Annotated in this window: 18 protein-coding genes; 6 read left to right on the top strand and 12 right to left on the bottom strand. The window is 74.3% G+C overall.

The annotated features are described in order from the left end of the window. Positions 1–3: 3 nt before the first annotated feature. From HUN58_RS16260 to HUN58_RS16250, 3 genes are all read right to left on the bottom strand, one after another. Positions 4–606: a TetR/AcrR family transcriptional regulator gene (locus tag HUN58_RS16260; RefSeq protein ID WP_058743146.1), complete on the bottom strand. Its 603-nt coding sequence runs from the start codon at positions 604–606 to the stop codon at positions 4–6. Between the two features lie 63 nt (positions 607–669). Next, positions 670–873 (bottom strand): hypothetical protein, encoded by a 204-nt coding sequence (locus HUN58_RS16255; protein WP_114850909.1) that lies wholly within the window; start codon positions 871–873, stop codon positions 670–672. Then, a complete protein-coding gene (locus HUN58_RS16250) occupies positions 870–1,073 on the bottom strand; it encodes a hypothetical protein (RefSeq protein ID WP_114850910.1) in 204 nt (67 codons plus the stop codon). Before HUN58_RS16250 ends, HUN58_RS16255 begins: the two co-directional genes overlap by 4 nt. Before the next feature lie 237 nt (positions 1,074–1,310). On the opposite strand from HUN58_RS16250, the gene HUN58_RS16245 reads away from it, so the two are divergent. Next, complete coding sequence (locus tag HUN58_RS16245; protein WP_114850911.1) at positions 1,311–2,267, top strand: helix-turn-helix transcriptional regulator; 957 nt, start codon at positions 1,311–1,313, stop codon at positions 2,265–2,267. A gap of 29 nt (positions 2,268–2,296) precedes the next feature. Here HUN58_RS16245 and HUN58_RS16240 read toward each other — a convergent pair whose 3' ends face one another. From HUN58_RS16240 to HUN58_RS16225, 4 genes are all read right to left on the bottom strand, one after another. Beyond that, on the bottom strand, positions 2,297–3,340 hold the full coding sequence (locus HUN58_RS16240) for a hypothetical protein (protein WP_114850912.1): 1,044 nt from the start codon (positions 3,338–3,340) through the stop codon (positions 2,297–2,299). 100 nt (positions 3,341–3,440) lie between these two features. After that, positions 3,441–4,109, bottom strand: a complete 669-nt coding sequence (locus tag HUN58_RS16235) for an RES family NAD+ phosphorylase (protein ID WP_058743151.1) — start codon at positions 4,107–4,109, stop codon at positions 3,441–3,443. After that, positions 4,106–4,660, bottom strand: coding sequence for a hypothetical protein (locus HUN58_RS16230; RefSeq protein WP_114850913.1), 555 nt, complete (start codon positions 4,658–4,660; stop codon positions 4,106–4,108). Before HUN58_RS16230 ends, HUN58_RS16235 begins: the two co-directional genes overlap by 4 nt. An 88-nt stretch (positions 4,661–4,748) precedes the next feature. Continuing rightward, entirely contained in the window at positions 4,749–5,000 is a 252-nt protein-coding gene (locus HUN58_RS16225; protein WP_114850914.1) for a DUF4287 domain-containing protein, read from the bottom strand. Positions 5,001–5,176: 176 nt separating this feature from the next. Here HUN58_RS16225 and HUN58_RS16220 point away from each other — a divergent pair, with 176 nt between their 5' ends. The 3 genes from HUN58_RS16220 to HUN58_RS16210 all read left to right on the top strand — a co-directional run bounded on the left by HUN58_RS16220 (position 5,177) and on the right by HUN58_RS16210 (position 8,174). Further along, on the top strand, positions 5,177–6,310 hold the full coding sequence (locus tag HUN58_RS16220) for an amino acid ABC transporter permease (protein WP_114850915.1): 1,134 nt from the start codon (positions 5,177–5,179) through the stop codon (positions 6,308–6,310). Beyond that, positions 6,307–7,080: an amino acid ABC transporter ATP-binding protein gene (locus tag HUN58_RS16215; RefSeq protein WP_114850916.1), complete on the top strand. Its 774-nt coding sequence runs from the start codon at positions 6,307–6,309 to the stop codon at positions 7,078–7,080. The genes HUN58_RS16220 and HUN58_RS16215 overlap by 4 nt, the downstream gene beginning before the upstream one ends. Before the next feature lie 62 nt (positions 7,081–7,142). Continuing rightward, entirely contained in the window at positions 7,143–8,174 is a 1,032-nt protein-coding gene (locus tag HUN58_RS16210; protein WP_114850917.1) for an ABC transporter substrate-binding protein, read from the top strand. 396 nt (positions 8,175–8,570) lie between these two features. Here the strand turns inward: HUN58_RS16210 and HUN58_RS16205 are convergent, their stop codons facing one another. Genes HUN58_RS16205 through HUN58_RS16195 form a run of 3 tightly spaced genes read right to left on the bottom strand, consistent with a single transcriptional unit; the run spans position 8,571 to position 12,267 of the window. Continuing rightward, positions 8,571–9,698, bottom strand: coding sequence for an LLM class flavin-dependent oxidoreductase (locus HUN58_RS16205; protein ID WP_180225197.1), 1,128 nt, complete (start codon positions 9,696–9,698; stop codon positions 8,571–8,573). Next, on the bottom strand, positions 9,695–11,059 hold the full coding sequence (locus HUN58_RS16200) for an NtaA/DmoA family FMN-dependent monooxygenase (protein WP_141861304.1): 1,365 nt from the start codon (positions 11,057–11,059) through the stop codon (positions 9,695–9,697). Before HUN58_RS16200 ends, HUN58_RS16205 begins: the two co-directional genes overlap by 4 nt. Beyond that, a complete protein-coding gene (locus HUN58_RS16195) occupies positions 11,056–12,267 on the bottom strand; it encodes an LLM class flavin-dependent oxidoreductase (protein WP_180225196.1) in 1,212 nt (403 codons plus the stop codon). The genes HUN58_RS16200 and HUN58_RS16195 overlap by 4 nt, the downstream gene beginning before the upstream one ends. A gap of 94 nt (positions 12,268–12,361) precedes the next feature. Here HUN58_RS16195 and HUN58_RS16190 point away from each other — a divergent pair, with 94 nt between their 5' ends. Continuing rightward, the gene (locus HUN58_RS16190) at positions 12,362–12,922 is read left to right on the top strand and encodes a histidine phosphatase family protein (protein ID WP_141861300.1); all 561 of its coding nucleotides are present in this window, start codon (positions 12,362–12,364) and stop codon (positions 12,920–12,922) included. Positions 12,923–13,121: 199 nt separating this feature from the next. Here the strand turns inward: HUN58_RS16190 and HUN58_RS16185 are convergent, their stop codons facing one another. Together HUN58_RS16185 and HUN58_RS16180 are read right to left on the bottom strand one after the other, a co-directional pair. Then, the gene (locus tag HUN58_RS16185) at positions 13,122–13,937 is read right to left on the bottom strand and encodes a DUF1684 domain-containing protein (protein ID WP_180225195.1); all 816 of its coding nucleotides are present in this window, start codon (positions 13,935–13,937) and stop codon (positions 13,122–13,124) included. Positions 13,938–14,360: 423 nt separating this feature from the next. Next, a complete protein-coding gene (locus HUN58_RS16180; protein ID WP_141861296.1) occupies positions 14,361–15,317 on the bottom strand; it encodes an SDR family NAD(P)-dependent oxidoreductase in 957 nt (318 codons plus the stop codon). Between the two features lie 125 nt (positions 15,318–15,442). Here HUN58_RS16180 and HUN58_RS16175 point away from each other — a divergent pair, with 125 nt between their 5' ends. After that, entirely contained in the window at positions 15,443–15,706 is a 264-nt protein-coding gene (locus HUN58_RS16175) for a hypothetical protein (protein WP_141861294.1), read from the top strand. The last annotated feature ends 82 nt before the right edge of the window (positions 15,707–15,788 follow it).

Genomic DNA, 15,788 nt, shown 5'->3' with positions numbered 1-15,788 from the left:
CGGTCAGTCGGTCGGGTCGCCCTCGTAGACCGACAGCAGCATCGCGGCGCCGAGGCGTGCCGCCCGTGCGGGCTGGGCGGAGCGCTGCACCGCCGACTCGACGCGGGCGCCCTCGACGAGGAGCGACAGGGCCTGAGCCACGTGGGCGGGCACCCCGGCGCGAGAGCAGAGCATCGTGAGGTGCGCCTCGACGTCGGCGAAGTGCTCCTGGGCGAGCGCGGCGATCGCCGGGTCCTGCCGCCCGAGCTCGGCGTGGCCGTTGATGAACGCGCAGCCGCGCCAGCCCTCGTCGGCGAAGCACTGCTCCAGGTAGCCGAACACCCCGAGGACCTCGTCCCGCGGGTCGTCGGAGGCCGCCGCGATCCCGTCGAGAGCGCGGCGCCAGGCTCCGTGCCACCGCTGCAGCACCGCGACGACGAGCGCACGCTTCGTCGGGTAGGCCGCGGTGAGCTCCGCACGGGTCAGCCCCGCCCGCTCCGCGACGTCGTCGAGGGTGACCGGGGTTACGCCGCGTTCGGTGAACAGGGCGTCGGCGGCACCGGAGGCCCGTCGCTGGACGGACGTCTCGCGGTCGGTCCGGACGAGGGTCGGGGTGACGGTGCTCATGCGCTCTCTGCTGGTCGACGGGGTTGGTTCGGGCGTTCGTGCGGGCTCGCCCGTGCGGTGAGCCTACTGACCGGGCACGCCCGACGTGTCGAGCGCCTCGGCGAGCAGGGCGCGCATGTCGATCGGCTGCGTCGCGGTGTCCGACGCCGCCGATCGACGCACCGGCAGCAGCGTGTCGGCGAGGGACCGGTCTGCCCCAGGGATCGCCCTGGTGCCCCGTGCGACCCGGGACCCGCGGATGCCGAGCTCGTTGCGGGGGATGCTCATGCGGAGACCCCGAGCAGGATCGCGGCCGACGCGGCCACCGTCACGGACACCAGCCCGGTCGTCACCGCGGCGACCTGCAGCCCGTGCTGCAGGCGGGCCTGACGGACCTCGGAGAAGGTGGTCCCCCGGCGGCTCGTCGACGAGACCGCGTGGCGGGCGCTCGTGGGTGCGGTGTCCAGGTCGGCGGCGATGGTCGTCACGGTGGCTTCCTCGTCTCGGGAGGTCCGGCTGGTCCGGACCCGTCGAGGACGACGCTAGGACGCCGTCCGCCGGGACGCGGTGCGGACGCCCGTGGTCGACGATTCCCGGACGTCCGAGCGCGACACCCGACGATCCGTGGACATCGACCGCGACCGCGGACCGGGCGGTCCACCCCCGGACCGGGGGCACGGCGATCCGGACAGGGCCGCGCGGAGCGGTCATCATGCACGAGACCCATGAACCCGACACCTCCGACCCGGATCGACGTGGACGAGCAGAGCTCGGACCTCGACGCCGCCCGCGACCTGCTCGCCACCACGTACGCGGGGAACGAGTGGCGCGCCGACGCGACCGCGATGCCGTTCGCGTTCCGGTTCGCGGCCGTCGGCGACACCGCGATGTCCCTCCGGACGATCCGCTTCGACGGGCACCTGCAGGGCGTGATGACCCCGTCCGAGGACTTCGTCGTGCAGTGGACGACCCGGGGGACCGCCACGATCGGCTCCGGGGACGTCCAGCTCCTGATGGAGCCCGGTCGGCCGCAGCTCTGGCCGCAGCAGGGCGCGGCGTTCTCGTACCGGGACTACGAGCAGAAGATCGTGCAGGTGAACCGGGCAGCGCTCGAGGAGGTCGCCGGCGAACGCGGGACGGCACCGGGGCAGCTCGTCCTGGACCACACCGTCCGCCCCGACGAGCGCGCCCTGCGGGTGTGGCGGAGCAGTGTGCAGCTCATCTCGCACACCGTGCTCGACCGGAAGGCGTCGCCGCTGCTGCAGGCCGAGATGGGACGGCTCGGCGCCCTCGCCCTGCTCGAGCTCTACCCGGTGGTCAGCGCGTCGCTCCCCGACGAGCTGCTGCTCCCCCGCAACGCCCACGTCCGACGGGCCGTCGAGTACGTGCACGAGCACGCGCACCTGCCGATCACGAGCACCGACCTGGCCCGGGTGGCCTCGCTGAGCCTCCGTGCGCTGCAGATCGCGTTCCAGCGGGCGTTCGAGCTCTCCCCCAACGCCTACATCCGGCAGGTCCGGCTCGACCGGGTGCGGGACGCGCTGCTGCAGGGCGACCCGGCGACGACGAGCATCGCCGAGGTCGCGAAGCAGTGGGGCTTCGCGCACGCCGGACGGTTCTCCGCGACGTACCAGCAGCGCCACGGCGAGTACCCGCGGGACACCCTGCGCCGACGAGCGTAGCGCCCGGCCGACGGGTCGGAACCCGGGCGTCAGCGCCCGTAGGCGTCGACGAACAGCGGGCCGCGGACCGTGCGGAGGGTGTCGACGAGCTGGTCGACCGTCCGCCGCGAGATGCCGGAGACCTCGAGGTCGTACGGCCCGAGTGCGGGGAGCCGACCCGTGCGGATCCGCACGACCTCCCACCCGACGGCCCGGACCGCGCGGTCCTTCCGGCGGTCCGTCTCCTGCCGCGGCCCGACGTGCTCGAGCCCGTGTCGCCCCGTGCTGTCGTACTCGATCGCGACGCGGAGCTCCGGCAGCACGATGTCCGGCCACGCCTCGACGTGGTCGAAGAACGGCCGGTCGAGGCGGATCGCGGTGTGGTCGAACGTCAGCGCGAACCGCTCCTGCAGGGCCGCCCGGAGTTCGGCCTCGACCGCTGAGGCCGTCGCGGGGGCGCACACGCTCGGGAAGGACTCCCCCGACGGCAGCCGGGGGGTCTTCGGGCAGATCGTCCGCGGGACGGGCGGTCGTGCGGCCGTCCGCCGTCCACCGCCGCCGGTCGCACCGGACCGCCCGGGTCGCGCACGGCTCGACGCCACGGCACCCGTCGGGACCGCCGTTGCTCCAGTCGGGCCCGCCACACGCGGCGACGGTCCCGCGCCACGCGACGGTGCCGCGCCGCGCGCCGGTGCCGCGGGCAGGGTCTGGCGACCGGTCACGCGCTCGGCCCGCTGCGGCGCGGGCACGGTCGCCGGCCAGTCCGCGGGCAGCACGGGCCAGCGGCGGGGCTGCGCCTGGAGCTGGCACTCCGGGCACCACACCGACCGACGACGCTCCCGGCCCGGCCGCGACCGCTGCTCGGCCGGCGTCGCGACGAAGACGTGGCCGACGTCGCACTCCCACGTGAGCAGGACCTCGGCCGTCGGGGGCACCTGGGTCAGGACGACGCCGTGGTTCCACTCCGGGTGGTACTGCCGGATCAGCACGGGGTAGGACGCCCACGCCGACCGGAACTCGCCGACGGCGTACGGAACCGCGACGCCGCGGGACCACTGCCGGCGGCGCCACCACGCATCGACGGGTTCGACCACCCCGCCACGGTAGGGACGGCCACCGACACCGCGGCCCGTCGACCGTCCGACCGTCCGCCCGTCCGGCCGCGCGACCGCCCGGTCGCGCGCGGCCCTGTCGTCAGTCCTGCGGGGGCGTCGCGAACGTGAAGCGCTCCGGCCCGGACTCCGACCCGTCGTCGAGCACCCGGATCCCGGCTTCGCGGCACGCCGTGACCCCGTCGCGGTGCACGCGCTCCGGACGCGGCCGCCGCGGGATGCCGGCCGCGCCGAACACCGCCCACGCGTTCGCCGCCGACGCGCTCGTGAACCGCGTGCTGTACCGCACCCCGGCGAAGCCCGCCGCGTCGAGGGCCCGTGCCCAGGCCTGCGGCACGCGGTAGTCCCCCATCGTCTGCAGCTCCGCGCCGACGCCCCACCGCACCGCCGCCGGGTGTGTGACGTCCGCGAAGCGACGGCCCCGCGAGGCCCGGGCCGCGACGACGACCATCTCGCGGGCGCGCGACGCGAACACCGTGTTCGTCGTCAGGACGTGGTGCGCGAGGCGCTCACGCACCGCGACCTCGACCGCGTCCGCCCAGTAGCAGGTGCCCCGCGGCACGGCGAGGTCGAACCGACCACCGTCGACCCCGTCGGCGTCCGGCTCCGTGCTCGCGAACCACCACGCGCCGCGGTCGTGCCGCTTCGCCCGGTAGAACGTGGTGCCGCGACTCTCCTCGGCGGGGAAGTCGGTCAGGTCGAGGTCGTCTCGCGGACGCTGCTGGGCGACGTCGGTGCGCCTGGGCGTCACGCGTCGGCCGCCCAGGCCGTGGCGGCACGACGGGCGGCGGCGAGGACCTGCTCGTGCCGGCCTTCGCGAAGCGCCTGCGCCGCGGTGGTGCCGCCGAACTCGTCCGCCACGGTGTGCAACCAGAGCGCGCTGCCCCACGGGTCGATCCGGTCGGGGTCGACGAGCGCGAGCACCTGCCGCAGGTGCGGCAGCGGCGTCCCGGACGCGCCGAACTGGAAGGACGGGAAGACGAGGCTGCCGTCGCCGATCTTCAGGCCGATCAGGTCGCGCTTCGCCACCGCCTTGCTGAGCGCCTGCCGGGTGACCCCACGCCAGGCCGCGAGCGTCGGGGTGTCGTAGAACGGCCCGATGAGCGCGTCGGCCTCGTGCTTGACGGAGGGCAGTGCGGCGAGCATCCGGTCGGCCAGGAGCTCCACGTCGACGCCGGACTCGAGCGCTCCGGCCGCGCGGCCGTCCGCGATCCGCCGGCGCAGTGCGTCGAGCAGGGCCGTCTCGTCCGCCGAGGGGCCGTCCGTCCCCCTGGGCTGCCGTGCGTGGGTCGTCGCTGCCATGGCACCTCCTGTCAACTGCGTCAACCGGATCCTACGCCGGCGCGACAACCGCGTCAACCACCGGCGCGCTGGCTCGGCGGCGCCGCGCTCAGCCGTCCAGGGCGCGCCGGGCGTACCCCACGAGCGCGTTGGCGTGACCGTGGCCGAGCCCGTGCTCCTCCTTGAGCCACGACACGACCTCCATGTGACGGTGGTCGTCGAGGCGGTCGGCGACCAGGTCGAGCCACTCCTGCACCGGCCGGCCGTAGGTCCGTTCGATGCTCGGGAAGTACGAGGCCGGGCCGGAGACCTTCGTGCCGTCGGCGGGCGGCTGCGGCGCGGGGACGCGGTGCGTGGTCACGGTGGTCAGGGTAGCTGCGCGAGGGTGGCACCGACAGGGGTCCCGTGCACGCCGCACCGTCACGCGGGGTCACCGGAGGTCACGCGCGCGACGCTCCGTGACGTCCCGTTCCGTCCCGTGGCGAAGTGTTGCGAGGACCCGTTGTCCGGGTCCGCCGGCCCTCCTACGGTCGCCCCATGACCGACACCACGGACCGCTCGACGCGCAGGTCCGCACCCCACGCGACCGCCCCGGCGACCGCAGCCGGCGCGCGCGACGGGAGCAGTGCCTCCCGTCCGCTCGCCCCGACCGTCGACGCGGCCGCACGCGCCGCGCTCGACCGTCCCGTCCTGCCGCTGCGCCACCCCGTGCGGTGGATCGCCGCCGCGGTCGTCCTGGTGCTCCTGCTGAACGGGGTCGAGACGCTCTTCACCAACCCGGCATGGGGCTGGCCCGCGGTCGGGAAGTGGCTGTTCAGCCCCGCGATCCTGACCGGACTGCAGTTGACGCTCGTCGCGACCGGGCTGAGCGCGGTGATCAGCTTCGCGGGCGGTGTCCTCGTGGCGCTGGCACGGCTGTCCCGCAACCCGGTGCTGTCCGGGCTGGCGTGGGGCTACGTCTGGCTGTTCCGATCGGTGCCGCTCATCCTGGTGCTCGTCTTCCTGTACAACCTCGGGTCGCTGTACCCGACGATCGGGATCGGGATCCCCTTCGGGCCGCAGCTCGAGGTACGGACGGCGAACGTGCTGGGCGACCTGGCGATCGGCGTCCTGGCGCTGAGCCTGAGCGAGATCGCCTACGCGTCGGAGATCGTCCGGGCGGGCGTCCTCGCGGTGGACCACGGTCAGCTCGAGGCGGCGCAGGCCCTCGGGCTCCCCCGCCGTCGGCAGTTCGTGCGGGTCGTACTGCCGCAGGCGCTCCGCTCGATCGTGCCGGCGTTCGTCAACCAGGTGGTCGGGTTGCTCAAGGCCTCGTCACTGCTGTTCTACGTCTCCCTGCTCGACCTGTTCGGCGTCGTCCAGAACCTGTCGAGCACCTACCCGACGGACATCATCCCGCTGCTCGTGGTCGCGACGATCTGGTACCTCGCGTTGACGAGTGCGGTCTCGGTCGTGCAGTACTACATCGAGCGGTGGACGTCGCGGGGGTCCGCGCGGGCGCTGCCGCCGACGCCCCTGCAACGGGTGCGGGCGGCGGTCCGGCGGGTGGGGGCTGTCCGGCCTGGAGGCACGGGTCGTGTCGCGCAGGTCGCCGGTGCCCAGCGGGTGGTCGCGTCGGGCACCAGGTCCGGTGCCGGCGCCGGCGCCGGAACCGTCGAGGTCGTCTCGTGAGCGCGGCCGTCGCGGTCGTCGGCGCGGTGAAGTCCTTCGGCGACCGGCGGGTCATCGACGGGGTCGACCTGGAGCTCGCCGCCGGGAGCGTCACCGTGGTCCTCGGGCCGTCCGGGTCCGGCAAGTCCACGCTGCTGCGCGCGATCAACCACCTCGAACCGCTCGACCGCGGCGTCGTGACGGTCGGCGGCGAGCCCGTCGGCGTGCGGTTGCGGACCGGGCGGGACGGTACGACCCGCTGGAAGGAGCTGCCAGAACGGGTGATCCTGCGGCAGCGGTCCCGGATCGGCTTCGTGTTCCAGCGATTCGAGCTGTTCCCGCACCTGACCGCGCTCGAGAACGTCGCCGAGGGGCCGATCGCCGCCGGAGTGGCTCGCCCGGTCGCGCTCCGTCGTGCCCAGGAGCTGCTCGAGCGCGTCGGGCTCGGCGACCGAGGGGCGTCCCGTCCACGGCAGTTGTCCGGCGGGCAGCAGCAGCGAGTGGCGATCGCCCGGGCGCTGGCGCTGGAGCCCGCGGTCGTGCTGCTCGACGAGCCGACCTCCGCGCTCGACCCCGAGCTCGTCGGCGAGGTCCTCGGCGTCATCCGGTCCCTGGCCGAGTCCGGCACGACCCTCGTCATCGTCACGCACGAGGTCGCGTTCGCCCGCGAGGTCGCCGACCACGTCGTCTTCCTCGACCACGGGCGCGTCGTCGAGCAGGGGCCGCCGCGCCAGGTCATCGATGCCCCGCAGCACCCCCGCACGCGCGACTTCCTGTCCCGCGTCCGCTGAGCCCTTCCTCCCGTTCCCCACCGTTCCCACCAGTCCCACCGTTCTCATCCGAGGAGTCCGCCTTGCCCACCACCGCTCTCTCCCGCTGGCGTCACCGCGCCGGAGCCCTCGTCCTCGCGGCCGGCGTCGTCGTCGCCCTGGCCGGGTGCGCCGCGAACGCCTCCGCCGCCGACGGCGCTGCCGGGTCCGCCGGGTCCGCTGACGGCACCGTGACGATCGGCGCCGCGTCCAACGGCGCCGCGACCGAGACGAAGGTCCGGGTCTCCGAGGACACGAAGCTGCACGACGCGCTCCCCGCCGACGTGAAGTCGTCCGGGAAGCTCACGATCGGCATCGGCGCGCTGCCTGCCGGATTCCCGCCGCTGGCCTTCACCGGGGACGACCAGAAGACGCTGACCGGTTCCGAGCCCGACCTCGGCCGGCTCGTCGCCGCGAAGCTCGGACTCCGGGCGGACGTGCAGAACGCCACCTGGGACAACCTGTTCGTCGGCATCGACGGCGGGAAGTACGACGCCGGGTTCTCGAACGTCACCGTGACCGAGCAGCGCAAGGAGAAGTACGACTTCGCGTCGTACCGGCAGGACAACCTCGCGCTCCAGGTGCTGAAGACCTCGAAGCTGACCTTCGACGGCGACCCGTCCGTGCTCGCCGGCAAGACGATCGCCGTGAGCTCCGGCACGAACCAGGAGAAGATCCTGCTCGAGTGGAAGGCCGACCTCGAGAAGGACGGCAAGACCATCGGCGTCAAGTACTACCCGGACGGCAACGCCGTGAAGCTCGCGCTCGACTCCGGCAAGATCGACGGCTACTTCGGCCCGAACCCGACCATCGCGTACGCGAACAAGCAGAGCGTGGAGAGCGCGCACCCGACGAGGACCGCGGGGACGTACTCCGGTGCCGGCTCGACCCTGCAGGGACTCATCGCGGCGACCACGAAGAAGGACAGCGGTCTCGCGAAGCCGATCGCCGACGCGATCAACGAGCTCATCGCGGACGGGACGTACGCGAAGTGGCTCAAGGCGTACAACCTGTCGAACGAGGCCGTGCAGACCTCGCAGGTGAACCCGGAGGGGCTGCCGCTCGACAACAGCTGAGCACGTCCCCTGTCCGTCGACACCCCTGTGACCGTCGTGGTCGCGGGGGTGTCCGGCGTGCGCGGTGCGGCTCGGTCGGCCGCGGACGCCCAGAGCGCAGGACACGCCGCGCGTCGCTCGCGGCGAGGGCACGACACTCCGTCCGGCAGCGCCGAGGGTGCCAGATGTCGGCAACTCGGCGGGGCAACGCCGGCGCGCCCGACGCAGCGGGTCGCGTCGGCGCCTCCCCGCCCGACACGCCCGACCGCGGACGCCGAGAGCGCAGGACATGCCGCGCATCGCTCGCCCCGGGTGCACGACACGTCGTCCGGCAGCGCCGAGGGTGCCAGATGTCGGCATCTCGGCGAGGCGGCGCAGGCGGGGGCGGGCGCAGCGCGGCAGTGCGGCACGCCCGGGTCAGGCGGCCGGCGCCAGCGCCCGGCGCGCCCACTCGGCGGCGAGCAGCTCGTAGGAGCGGACGCGGGCGGCGTGGTCGTGCGTGATGGTCGTGACGAGCAGCTCGTCCGCCCCGGTCACACGGCGGAGCACCTCGAGCCGGTCGGCCACGTGCGCCGCGTCGCCGACGAACCGCGACACGAGCCGGTCCCGCACGGCGGCGGCCGCCTCGTCGGGGAGCGGTGTCGCACGGGCCGCGTCGGGCGTCGGGTACGGGATCGCCCCGACACCGGAGCGGATCGAGTGCACCCACTGGCCGTACCCGAGGGCGAGCTCCTCGGCCTCGGCAGCGGACCGCCCGACGACGACGTCGGCCGAGACCACCACCCGCGGCGCATCGAGCACCCCCGGGCGGAACGACGCACGGTACGCCTCGACCGACGCCAGCACGGTGCCCGGCGACGAGTGGTAGTTCGCGCCGTACGGCAGCCCGAGGGACCCGCCGACGCGGGCGCTCTCGCCGCCGGTCGACCCGTGGATCCACAGTTCGACTTCGGCGCCGGTCGCGGGCGGCGCCTCGACGACCTTCCCGCCGCGGGTCCAGGTGCCGGCGAAGAGGGCCCGGACGAGCGCGAGGTCGTCGTCGAAGCGCTCGACGTCGCCCGGCACGCGACCGAGCAGCTCGCCCTGCAGCGCGAACGTCGACCCCGGAGCGACCCGGAAGTCGAACGGTGCGGGGAGGAGCAGGCCGTCGACGACCTGGTCGGCACGAGGCGCGAGCGACGGCGGCTTCGGTGTCCCCGGCGCCGGGGCCCCGGACCGGCCGAGCCCGAGGTCGAACCGCGGTCCGTACAGCCCGGTGAGCGTCCCGAAGGTCTCCGCGATCTGCAAGCCGCGGACGTTCCCGACGAGCGTCGCGGCACTGCCGACCCGGATGCTGGACGTGACCGCGGCCACGGCACCGATCACCACGGTCGGCGCGCTGCCCGCGACGCCCGGGTTCAGGTGGTGCTCGGCGAGCCAGTAGCGGGCGTACCCGGCACGCTCGGCGGCGCGGGCCAGGTCGAGGGTGCGGTGCAGTGCGGTCGCCGACGACGACCCGGAGACGACCGGGACCAGGTCGAGGACCGAGAGCGGGACGGCGGTCACGCGGACACCGCCTGCCGGTCGCGGACGGCCCCGGAGAGGCCGAGGGTGTCGCGGAGCGTGGCGCCCTCGTCGTAGGACTCGCGGTACACCCCGCGCTCCTGCAGCAGCGGGACGACGCGGTCGACGAACTCGTCGAGGCCGTACGGGTTGGTGTGCGGGACGACGACGAACCCGTCCGACGCCCGCTCCTGCACGTACCGGTCGATCTCGGCGGCGATCGACGACGGCGTGCCGACGAACCCGCCGCGCGTCGAGACCTGGATGACGAGCTCGCGGATGGACAGGTGCTCGGCCGCGGCACGGTCGCGCCAGTCCTGCACCAGAGCGCGGGGGTCACGGACGTGGCGCACCCGTCCCCTGGTGATCGTCTCGGCGTCGACGTCCGGCTCGACGTCGGGCAGCGGACCGTCGACGTCGTACGACGACAGGTCCCGGTTCCAGACCTGCTCGAGGAACGCGATCGCCGTCGCCGGGCTGACCTGGGCGCGGCGGATCGCCCGCGAGTGCTCCTCGGCCTCGGCCTGGGTGTCCCCGAGCGTGAAGGTCGCCCCGGGCATCACGAGCAGTTCGGCCTCGGACCGTCCGACGCGCTCGAGCCGGGCGGTGACGTCGTCGTAGAAGGTGCGCGCGTCCTCGAACTCGGTGTGGAGCGAGAACACCACCTCGGCGTGCCGGGCGGCCAGGTCGCGGCCCTCGTCGGAGTCCCCGGCCTGGACGACCACCGGGTGTCGCTGCGGGCTCCGCGGGACGGGGAAGGTCCCGGTGACGTCGAACTGCGGTCCGTGGTGGTCGACGTCCCGGATGCGCGAGCGGTCGGCGAACCGTCCGGACGCCGGGTCCGCGACGACCGCGTCGGCTTCCCAGGAGTCCCAGAGCTCCCTCGCCGTCTCGACGAACTCCGCCGCCCGCGTGTACCGGTCGGCGTGGTCGAGGAACCCACCTCGGCGGAAGTTCGCCCCGTGGAACGCGTCCGAGCTCGTCACGACGTTCCAGCCCGCGCGGCCGTCGGTCAGGTGGTCGAGCGTGGCGAGCTGCTTCGCGAGCTCCACGGGCTCGTTGAAGGTGGTCTGCAGGGTGCCGACGAGACCGATGTGCGACGTGACCCCCGCCAGGGCAGCGAGGATCGCGAGGGTGTTCGGCCGCCCGACGACGTCGAGGTCGTGGATCCGCCCCTTCTGCTCGCGGAGCCGCAGTCCCTCGGCGAGGAACAGGTAGTCGAAGCACCCGCGCTCGGCGTTCCGGGCGAAGTGCTCGAAGGACGAGAACGCGATCTGGCTCTCGGCCCGCTCGTCGCTCCAGATCGTCGTGTTGTTGACGCCCGGGAAGTGGGCGGCGAGGTGGACCTGACGCTTCGTGCTCATGACGGGACCCCCTGGGTCGGGACGGCGTACCGGCTGACCGCCGGCGCGATGCCGAGCCGCGTGCGAAGGTCGACGGTGGGACGGGACGGCGGGTCGGCGCGCAGGCCGGCGGTGACGAGGGCGGGGACGAGCTGCCGGGCGACGGCCGTGCTGTCGGCGGACGTCCGCAGCGGGCGGAGCCGGACCCCGGCGTAGCCGATCGCACGGAGGTCCGCGATCCGGTCGACGAGGCCCGTCGCGGTGGTGACGAGCACGGCGGCGTCCGACGCAGCCGAGTACGGCGACCCGGACGCGGCGTCGAGAGCGGCGAGCTCGTCCTCGGCCTCGGCGACCGAGGACCCGAGGAGCACCGCGAGGTCCGCGAGGACCGGACGGACCGTGGCTGACCCGGCCGCCTGCTCGACGTGACGGACGCGTGCCAGCGCGCCCCGCGCCTCCAGGCCGACACCGCCGACTCCAGCCGACGGACCCGACGCGCCCGGTGTGACGAGCACCACGTCGGCCGTGTCGACCGCCAGGCGAGCCGCGTCGTCGTCGTGCGCGAGCGCGAACACGGGCGGCCGCCCCTGCGGCGACCGCGGGACGATCGACGCGCCGTGCACCGAGACGTGCTCGCCCACGAAACGGGCGTCGTGGATCCGGTCGCGGTCGATGAAGCGGCCCGTCGCGACGTCGCGGATGATCGCGTCGTCGTCCCAGCTGTCCCAGAGACGGGAGACGACCTCGGCGACCTCGCGGGCCTCCGCGGCGAGCGTCGCCGGGTCGTCACGGCCGGACCGACGGCCGAAGAGCGCGGCCTCGCGGGTCGTCGGGCTCACCTGGATCCGCCACCCGGCTCGCCCCGCGGAGACGTGGTCCAGGGTCTGGAGGCCCGTGGCCACGTGGAACGGCTCGGTGTGCGTGACCGAGACGGTCGGCACCAACCCCACCGAGCGGGTCGCGGGTGCGACCGCGCTCGCGACCAGGAGGGCGTCGAGCCGCCCCACGACGGTCCGGGTGTCGAGGTCGCCGTCGGCGTCGAGAGGACCCGCGGTGAAGGCGTCCTCGAGCGTGACGGCGTCGACGCCGGCGCGGTCCTGCTCGACGACGACGCGGCGCCAGTGCGCGAGACGCGTGGTGTCGCGGGCGGCTGCGGGGTCGGCGCGCCAGGCGGCCGGGTGCCAGCCGGCGCCGTGGAGGGCCGTGACGAGGATGGTTCGGTCGGGCATGGAGCCGACGCTACGGCCGCGACGGTCAGGCGACGACGGGTGTTGCGGAGGATGACCGGGCGTTGCGTCGTGTGACGTCTGCCAGGCTCGTCGGATGGTGTCCTGCTTCCTGACCCACGCCGAGGTGGTCGTCGACCCGGAGGTCCCGATCGAGTCGTGGGGGCTGTCCGCCGCCGGTCGACGCCGAGCCGCCGTGGCCCACCGCGTCGCGTGGTCGCCCGAGGTCCGACGGATCGTCTCGAGCGCGGAGCGGAAGGCCGAGGAGACCGCAGCGGTGCTCGCCCGGGCCGTCGGAAGCGGACCGGACGTCGAGGTCGAGCCCGCGCTCGGCGAGATCGACCGCAGCGCGACGGGCTACCTGCCACCGGCCGAGTTCGAGGCCGTCGTCGACGCGTTCTTCGCCCGTCCGGACGAGTCCGTCCGGGGGTGGGAGCGTGCGGTGGACGCGCAGGCCCGGATCGTCGCGGCCGTCCGGGCGCTGACCAGGACCGGGGACGTGACGATCGTGTCGCACGGTGCGGTCGGCGCGCTGCTCCTCGCCGACCTCCGCGGCGTGCCGATCAGTCGGGCGCTCGACCAGCCGGGGATGGGCAGCGTGTTCACGTTCGACCCGCGGCGGTGGCGCGCGTGCTCCGGGTGGGCGCGGGTCGGCTGACCCGGGCATGCGGCGCACCCCGGCAGCGCGGGCGGCTCCGGCGGCGGTGACCTCGCGCCCGCCGTGGTGCGCACTGCCCCCGCACAACCGGAAGCTTGCCGCACCACGCGTTTCCGCGGTACGACGTGCTTCCCGTTGTGCAGAGCGCACCGCATCGCTCCGCTCCGCTCCGCAGCAGGGCGGACGGGCGCGCGGGCCGTCAGGCCGGCAGGCGCTCCCTCGCCTCGATCGCGACGTCGAGCCGGTTCTCCCGCGGGGGCAGCGGGCAGGTCGCGTGCGCGGTGTAGGCGCACGGCAGGTTCGTCGCCCGGGTGAAGTCGAGCCGCACGCGGCCGTCCGCACCGGGTGCTGGCACGTCGAGGCTCCGCGTGGCAGCGGTCGTCGTGCCGCTCGTCCGGTCGGTGAACAGCACGTGCAGCCCGTCGCCGTGCCCGTTGAACGCCAGGAGCGTCCGCGGTCCGTCGAGGTCGAACGACAGCGTGCCACGCGCGGCGAACACGTGCTGCAGGCCGTCGACGACGGACCCGACCGTCACCTCGCGCTGCACGTCGAAGGGCTCGAAGCGGGCCCCGACGACGAAGCGCTCGTCCGGCGCGAAGGTCGGCGTCCCGCGGTACGCCGTGCGCGTCGGGGTGGCCGGGTCGCGCGGACGGAGGAGGTCGCTGCCGCCGCGCCGGGCGATCTCGACGACGACGTCGCGGCCCTCCACGTGCCAGACGACGCGGGGCTCGGGACGGTCCTGCAGCCTGCCGAAGCGGTGGGTCCCGGTGACGGTCGCGCCGTCGACCTCGAGGGACTCGTCGGACGCGAGGGTGACGACGGGACCGGCCTCGTCCGTCGACCACGCCCCGGGGAGGTCGTCGAACCGCTCGGGCGTGGGCGTGAGCCAGCGCAGGCTCGTGATCGCGAGGAACCCGTGCTCGCTCGCCCGAGCGGCTTCGTGGGCGGCGTGCCACTCGGCCCACTCGGCCCAATCGGCGGCGGTGCTGGCGGCTGTCCCGGTCGTCGTGCTCATGCTCCGACCGTACGGTCTCGACGCAGGAGGCTGGACGCGGCCGGACGCGCGCGGTAACACGAGCGGGCGGAACACGTCGTGCGGACGCGACAGGAGTGACCGAGACGGCCCGTTCGCGGCGCGGGCGGCCGGGACGGCCCGCTCGCGACGGTGGCGACGGGTACCAGGGTGGCCACGGTCCGGACGGGAGCCGCGGAGCGGGCTGGTGCCGTGCCTCCCGTCCGGCTCTGCCGCCGACGCGACGTTCCTGCCCATCGCACGCGCGATGAGAGGCGGGACCGCGCATGGCAGGCCCGGAGGAACGACACACCACGAGCGGAACGGCTTCGCATGCGCGGATCGGCAAAGTACGCGCGGATGGGCAGGCGGACGGAACGGGTGAGCGGGCGGACTGCGCGAGCGAGCGGACGGGGCGGGGCCGGCTCAGCGGCGGCGGAGCAGCACCGTGCCGACGACCGCGACGACGCCTACCCAGAGCAGCGGGCGCGTGACCCGGCGGCGCTTCGCGACCCACCCGCCGTCGGTGGCGTTCGCGTGGTCCGCCGGGGCGTAGAGGTTGCCGTCGGTGGGGTCCTGGCGGCCGCGGAGGGCGAAGACCTCGACTGCGGGCCGGGTGATGCGGTGGAACAGGCCCGGCACGACGAACTCGGCGGGCACGAGCGCGGCCTGCAGACGCCCGACGTACCGGTTCCGCTTCGGGTGCAGGGCCTGGGCGACGACGGCCTTCGCAGCGCGCTGCACGGAGACGGTCGGCGGCAGCGGGTGCGAGGCCTTGCCGGTGTAGTTCGCGCCGTTCTGGTAGATCGGGGTGTCGATCGTCGAGGGCAGCACGGCGCCGAAACGGATCCGCGTGCCCTGGTGCTCGTCGGCGAGCACGTCCATCAGGCCGAGGGCCGCGTGCTTGCTCGTGACGTACGCCGACTGGTACGGCGCGGACAGGAGCGACTGGATCGACCCGACGAGGACGTAGGTGCCCTCGCCCCGCTGCTGCCAGTGCGGGAGCAGGGCCTTCACGGCGTGGACGTGCCCGTGCAGGTTCGTGTCGACGACGCGCTTGAAGGCCTCGGTGGGCGTCTGCTCGAACAGGCCGTAGACGAACAGCGCCGCGTTGCCGACGAAGACGTCGATCCGGCCGTACCGTGCGGTCGTGGTCGCGACGAGGTCGGCGACCTGGTGCTCCTCGGCGACGTCGGTGGGGATGGCGACGGCCTCGGCGCCGAGGTCCCGGCACTCCTGCGCCGCGTCCTCCAGGCTCTGCCGGCCCCGGGCGGCGAGCACGAGGGTCGCGCCCTGCCGGGCGAACTCGTGGGCGGCGGCCCTCCCGATGCCGCTCGATGCACCCGTGACGACGACGATCTTCCCGCGGAACCTGTGTGCCATGACCCTGGTCGTACCCGGTCACCGCTCCACCGTCCCCCAGGCGTCGCGGTCTGCGAGCACACGGACACCGGTCGGACGGCGGCACCACGCTTCCGCACGTCGGAGGGAGGTGCCACGATGGGCGCATGCCCCGTGACGACCTGACCGTCGAGGAAGCGACCGCGATCGCCGAGCACGCCCGCTCCGGGTCGCTGCCGCTCGACGACCCCGAGGTCCGCAAGGTCGTCGACCAGGCCAACCGGACCCTCGTGCGCGCGCAGATGTGGGGCGAGGACCGCAGCCCGAAGCTCCGACGCCGTCGTCGGTTCGTCGCGTTCGCGGCCCTGGCGATGGTCCTGGTCTGGGTCGTCGGGTTGCTCGGGCCGCTGCTGCTCCGTCTCGGCGTCTGACGGCGCACCATGCCCCGGACGACGTGGGCGGCGCAGCGGACGGGACGGTCGCCCTACCAGTCCGACCTGCACGACACCCCGG

The organism is Curtobacterium sp. Csp1 (assembly GCF_013347185.1).
The sequence above is the reverse complement of the archived record's forward strand: the minus strand, read 5'-3'. Positions and strand labels throughout refer to the sequence as shown.

Coding starts and splice junctions, on each gene's coding strand:
- HUN58_RS16175 (WP_141861294.1), top strand. CDS start 15,443: ATGCCCCGTGACGACCTGACCGTCGAGGAAGCGACCGCGATCGCCGAG.
- HUN58_RS16180 (WP_141861296.1), bottom strand. CDS start 15,317: ATGGCACACAGGTTCCGCGGGAAGATCGTCGTCGTCACGGGTGCATCG.
- HUN58_RS16260 (WP_058743146.1), bottom strand. CDS start 606: ATGAGCACCGTCACCCCGACCCTCGTCCGGACCGACCGCGAGACGTCC.
- HUN58_RS16245 (WP_114850911.1), top strand. CDS start 1,311: ATGAACCCGACACCTCCGACCCGGATCGACGTGGACGAGCAGAGCTCG.
- HUN58_RS16190 (WP_141861300.1), top strand. CDS start 12,362: ATGGTGTCCTGCTTCCTGACCCACGCCGAGGTGGTCGTCGACCCGGAG.
- HUN58_RS16220 (WP_114850915.1), top strand. CDS start 5,177: ATGACCGACACCACGGACCGCTCGACGCGCAGGTCCGCACCCCACGCG.
- HUN58_RS16230 (WP_114850913.1), bottom strand. CDS start 4,660: ATGGCAGCGACGACCCACGCACGGCAGCCCAGGGGGACGGACGGCCCC.
- HUN58_RS16200 (WP_141861304.1), bottom strand. CDS start 11,059: ATGAGCACGAAGCGTCAGGTCCACCTCGCCGCCCACTTCCCGGGCGTC.
- HUN58_RS16195 (WP_180225196.1), bottom strand. CDS start 12,267: ATGCCCGACCGAACCATCCTCGTCACGGCCCTCCACGGCGCCGGCTGG.
- HUN58_RS16255 (WP_114850909.1), bottom strand. CDS start 873: ATGAGCATCCCCCGCAACGAGCTCGGCATCCGCGGGTCCCGGGTCGCA.
- HUN58_RS16185 (WP_180225195.1), bottom strand. CDS start 13,937: ATGAGCACGACGACCGGGACAGCCGCCAGCACCGCCGCCGATTGGGCC.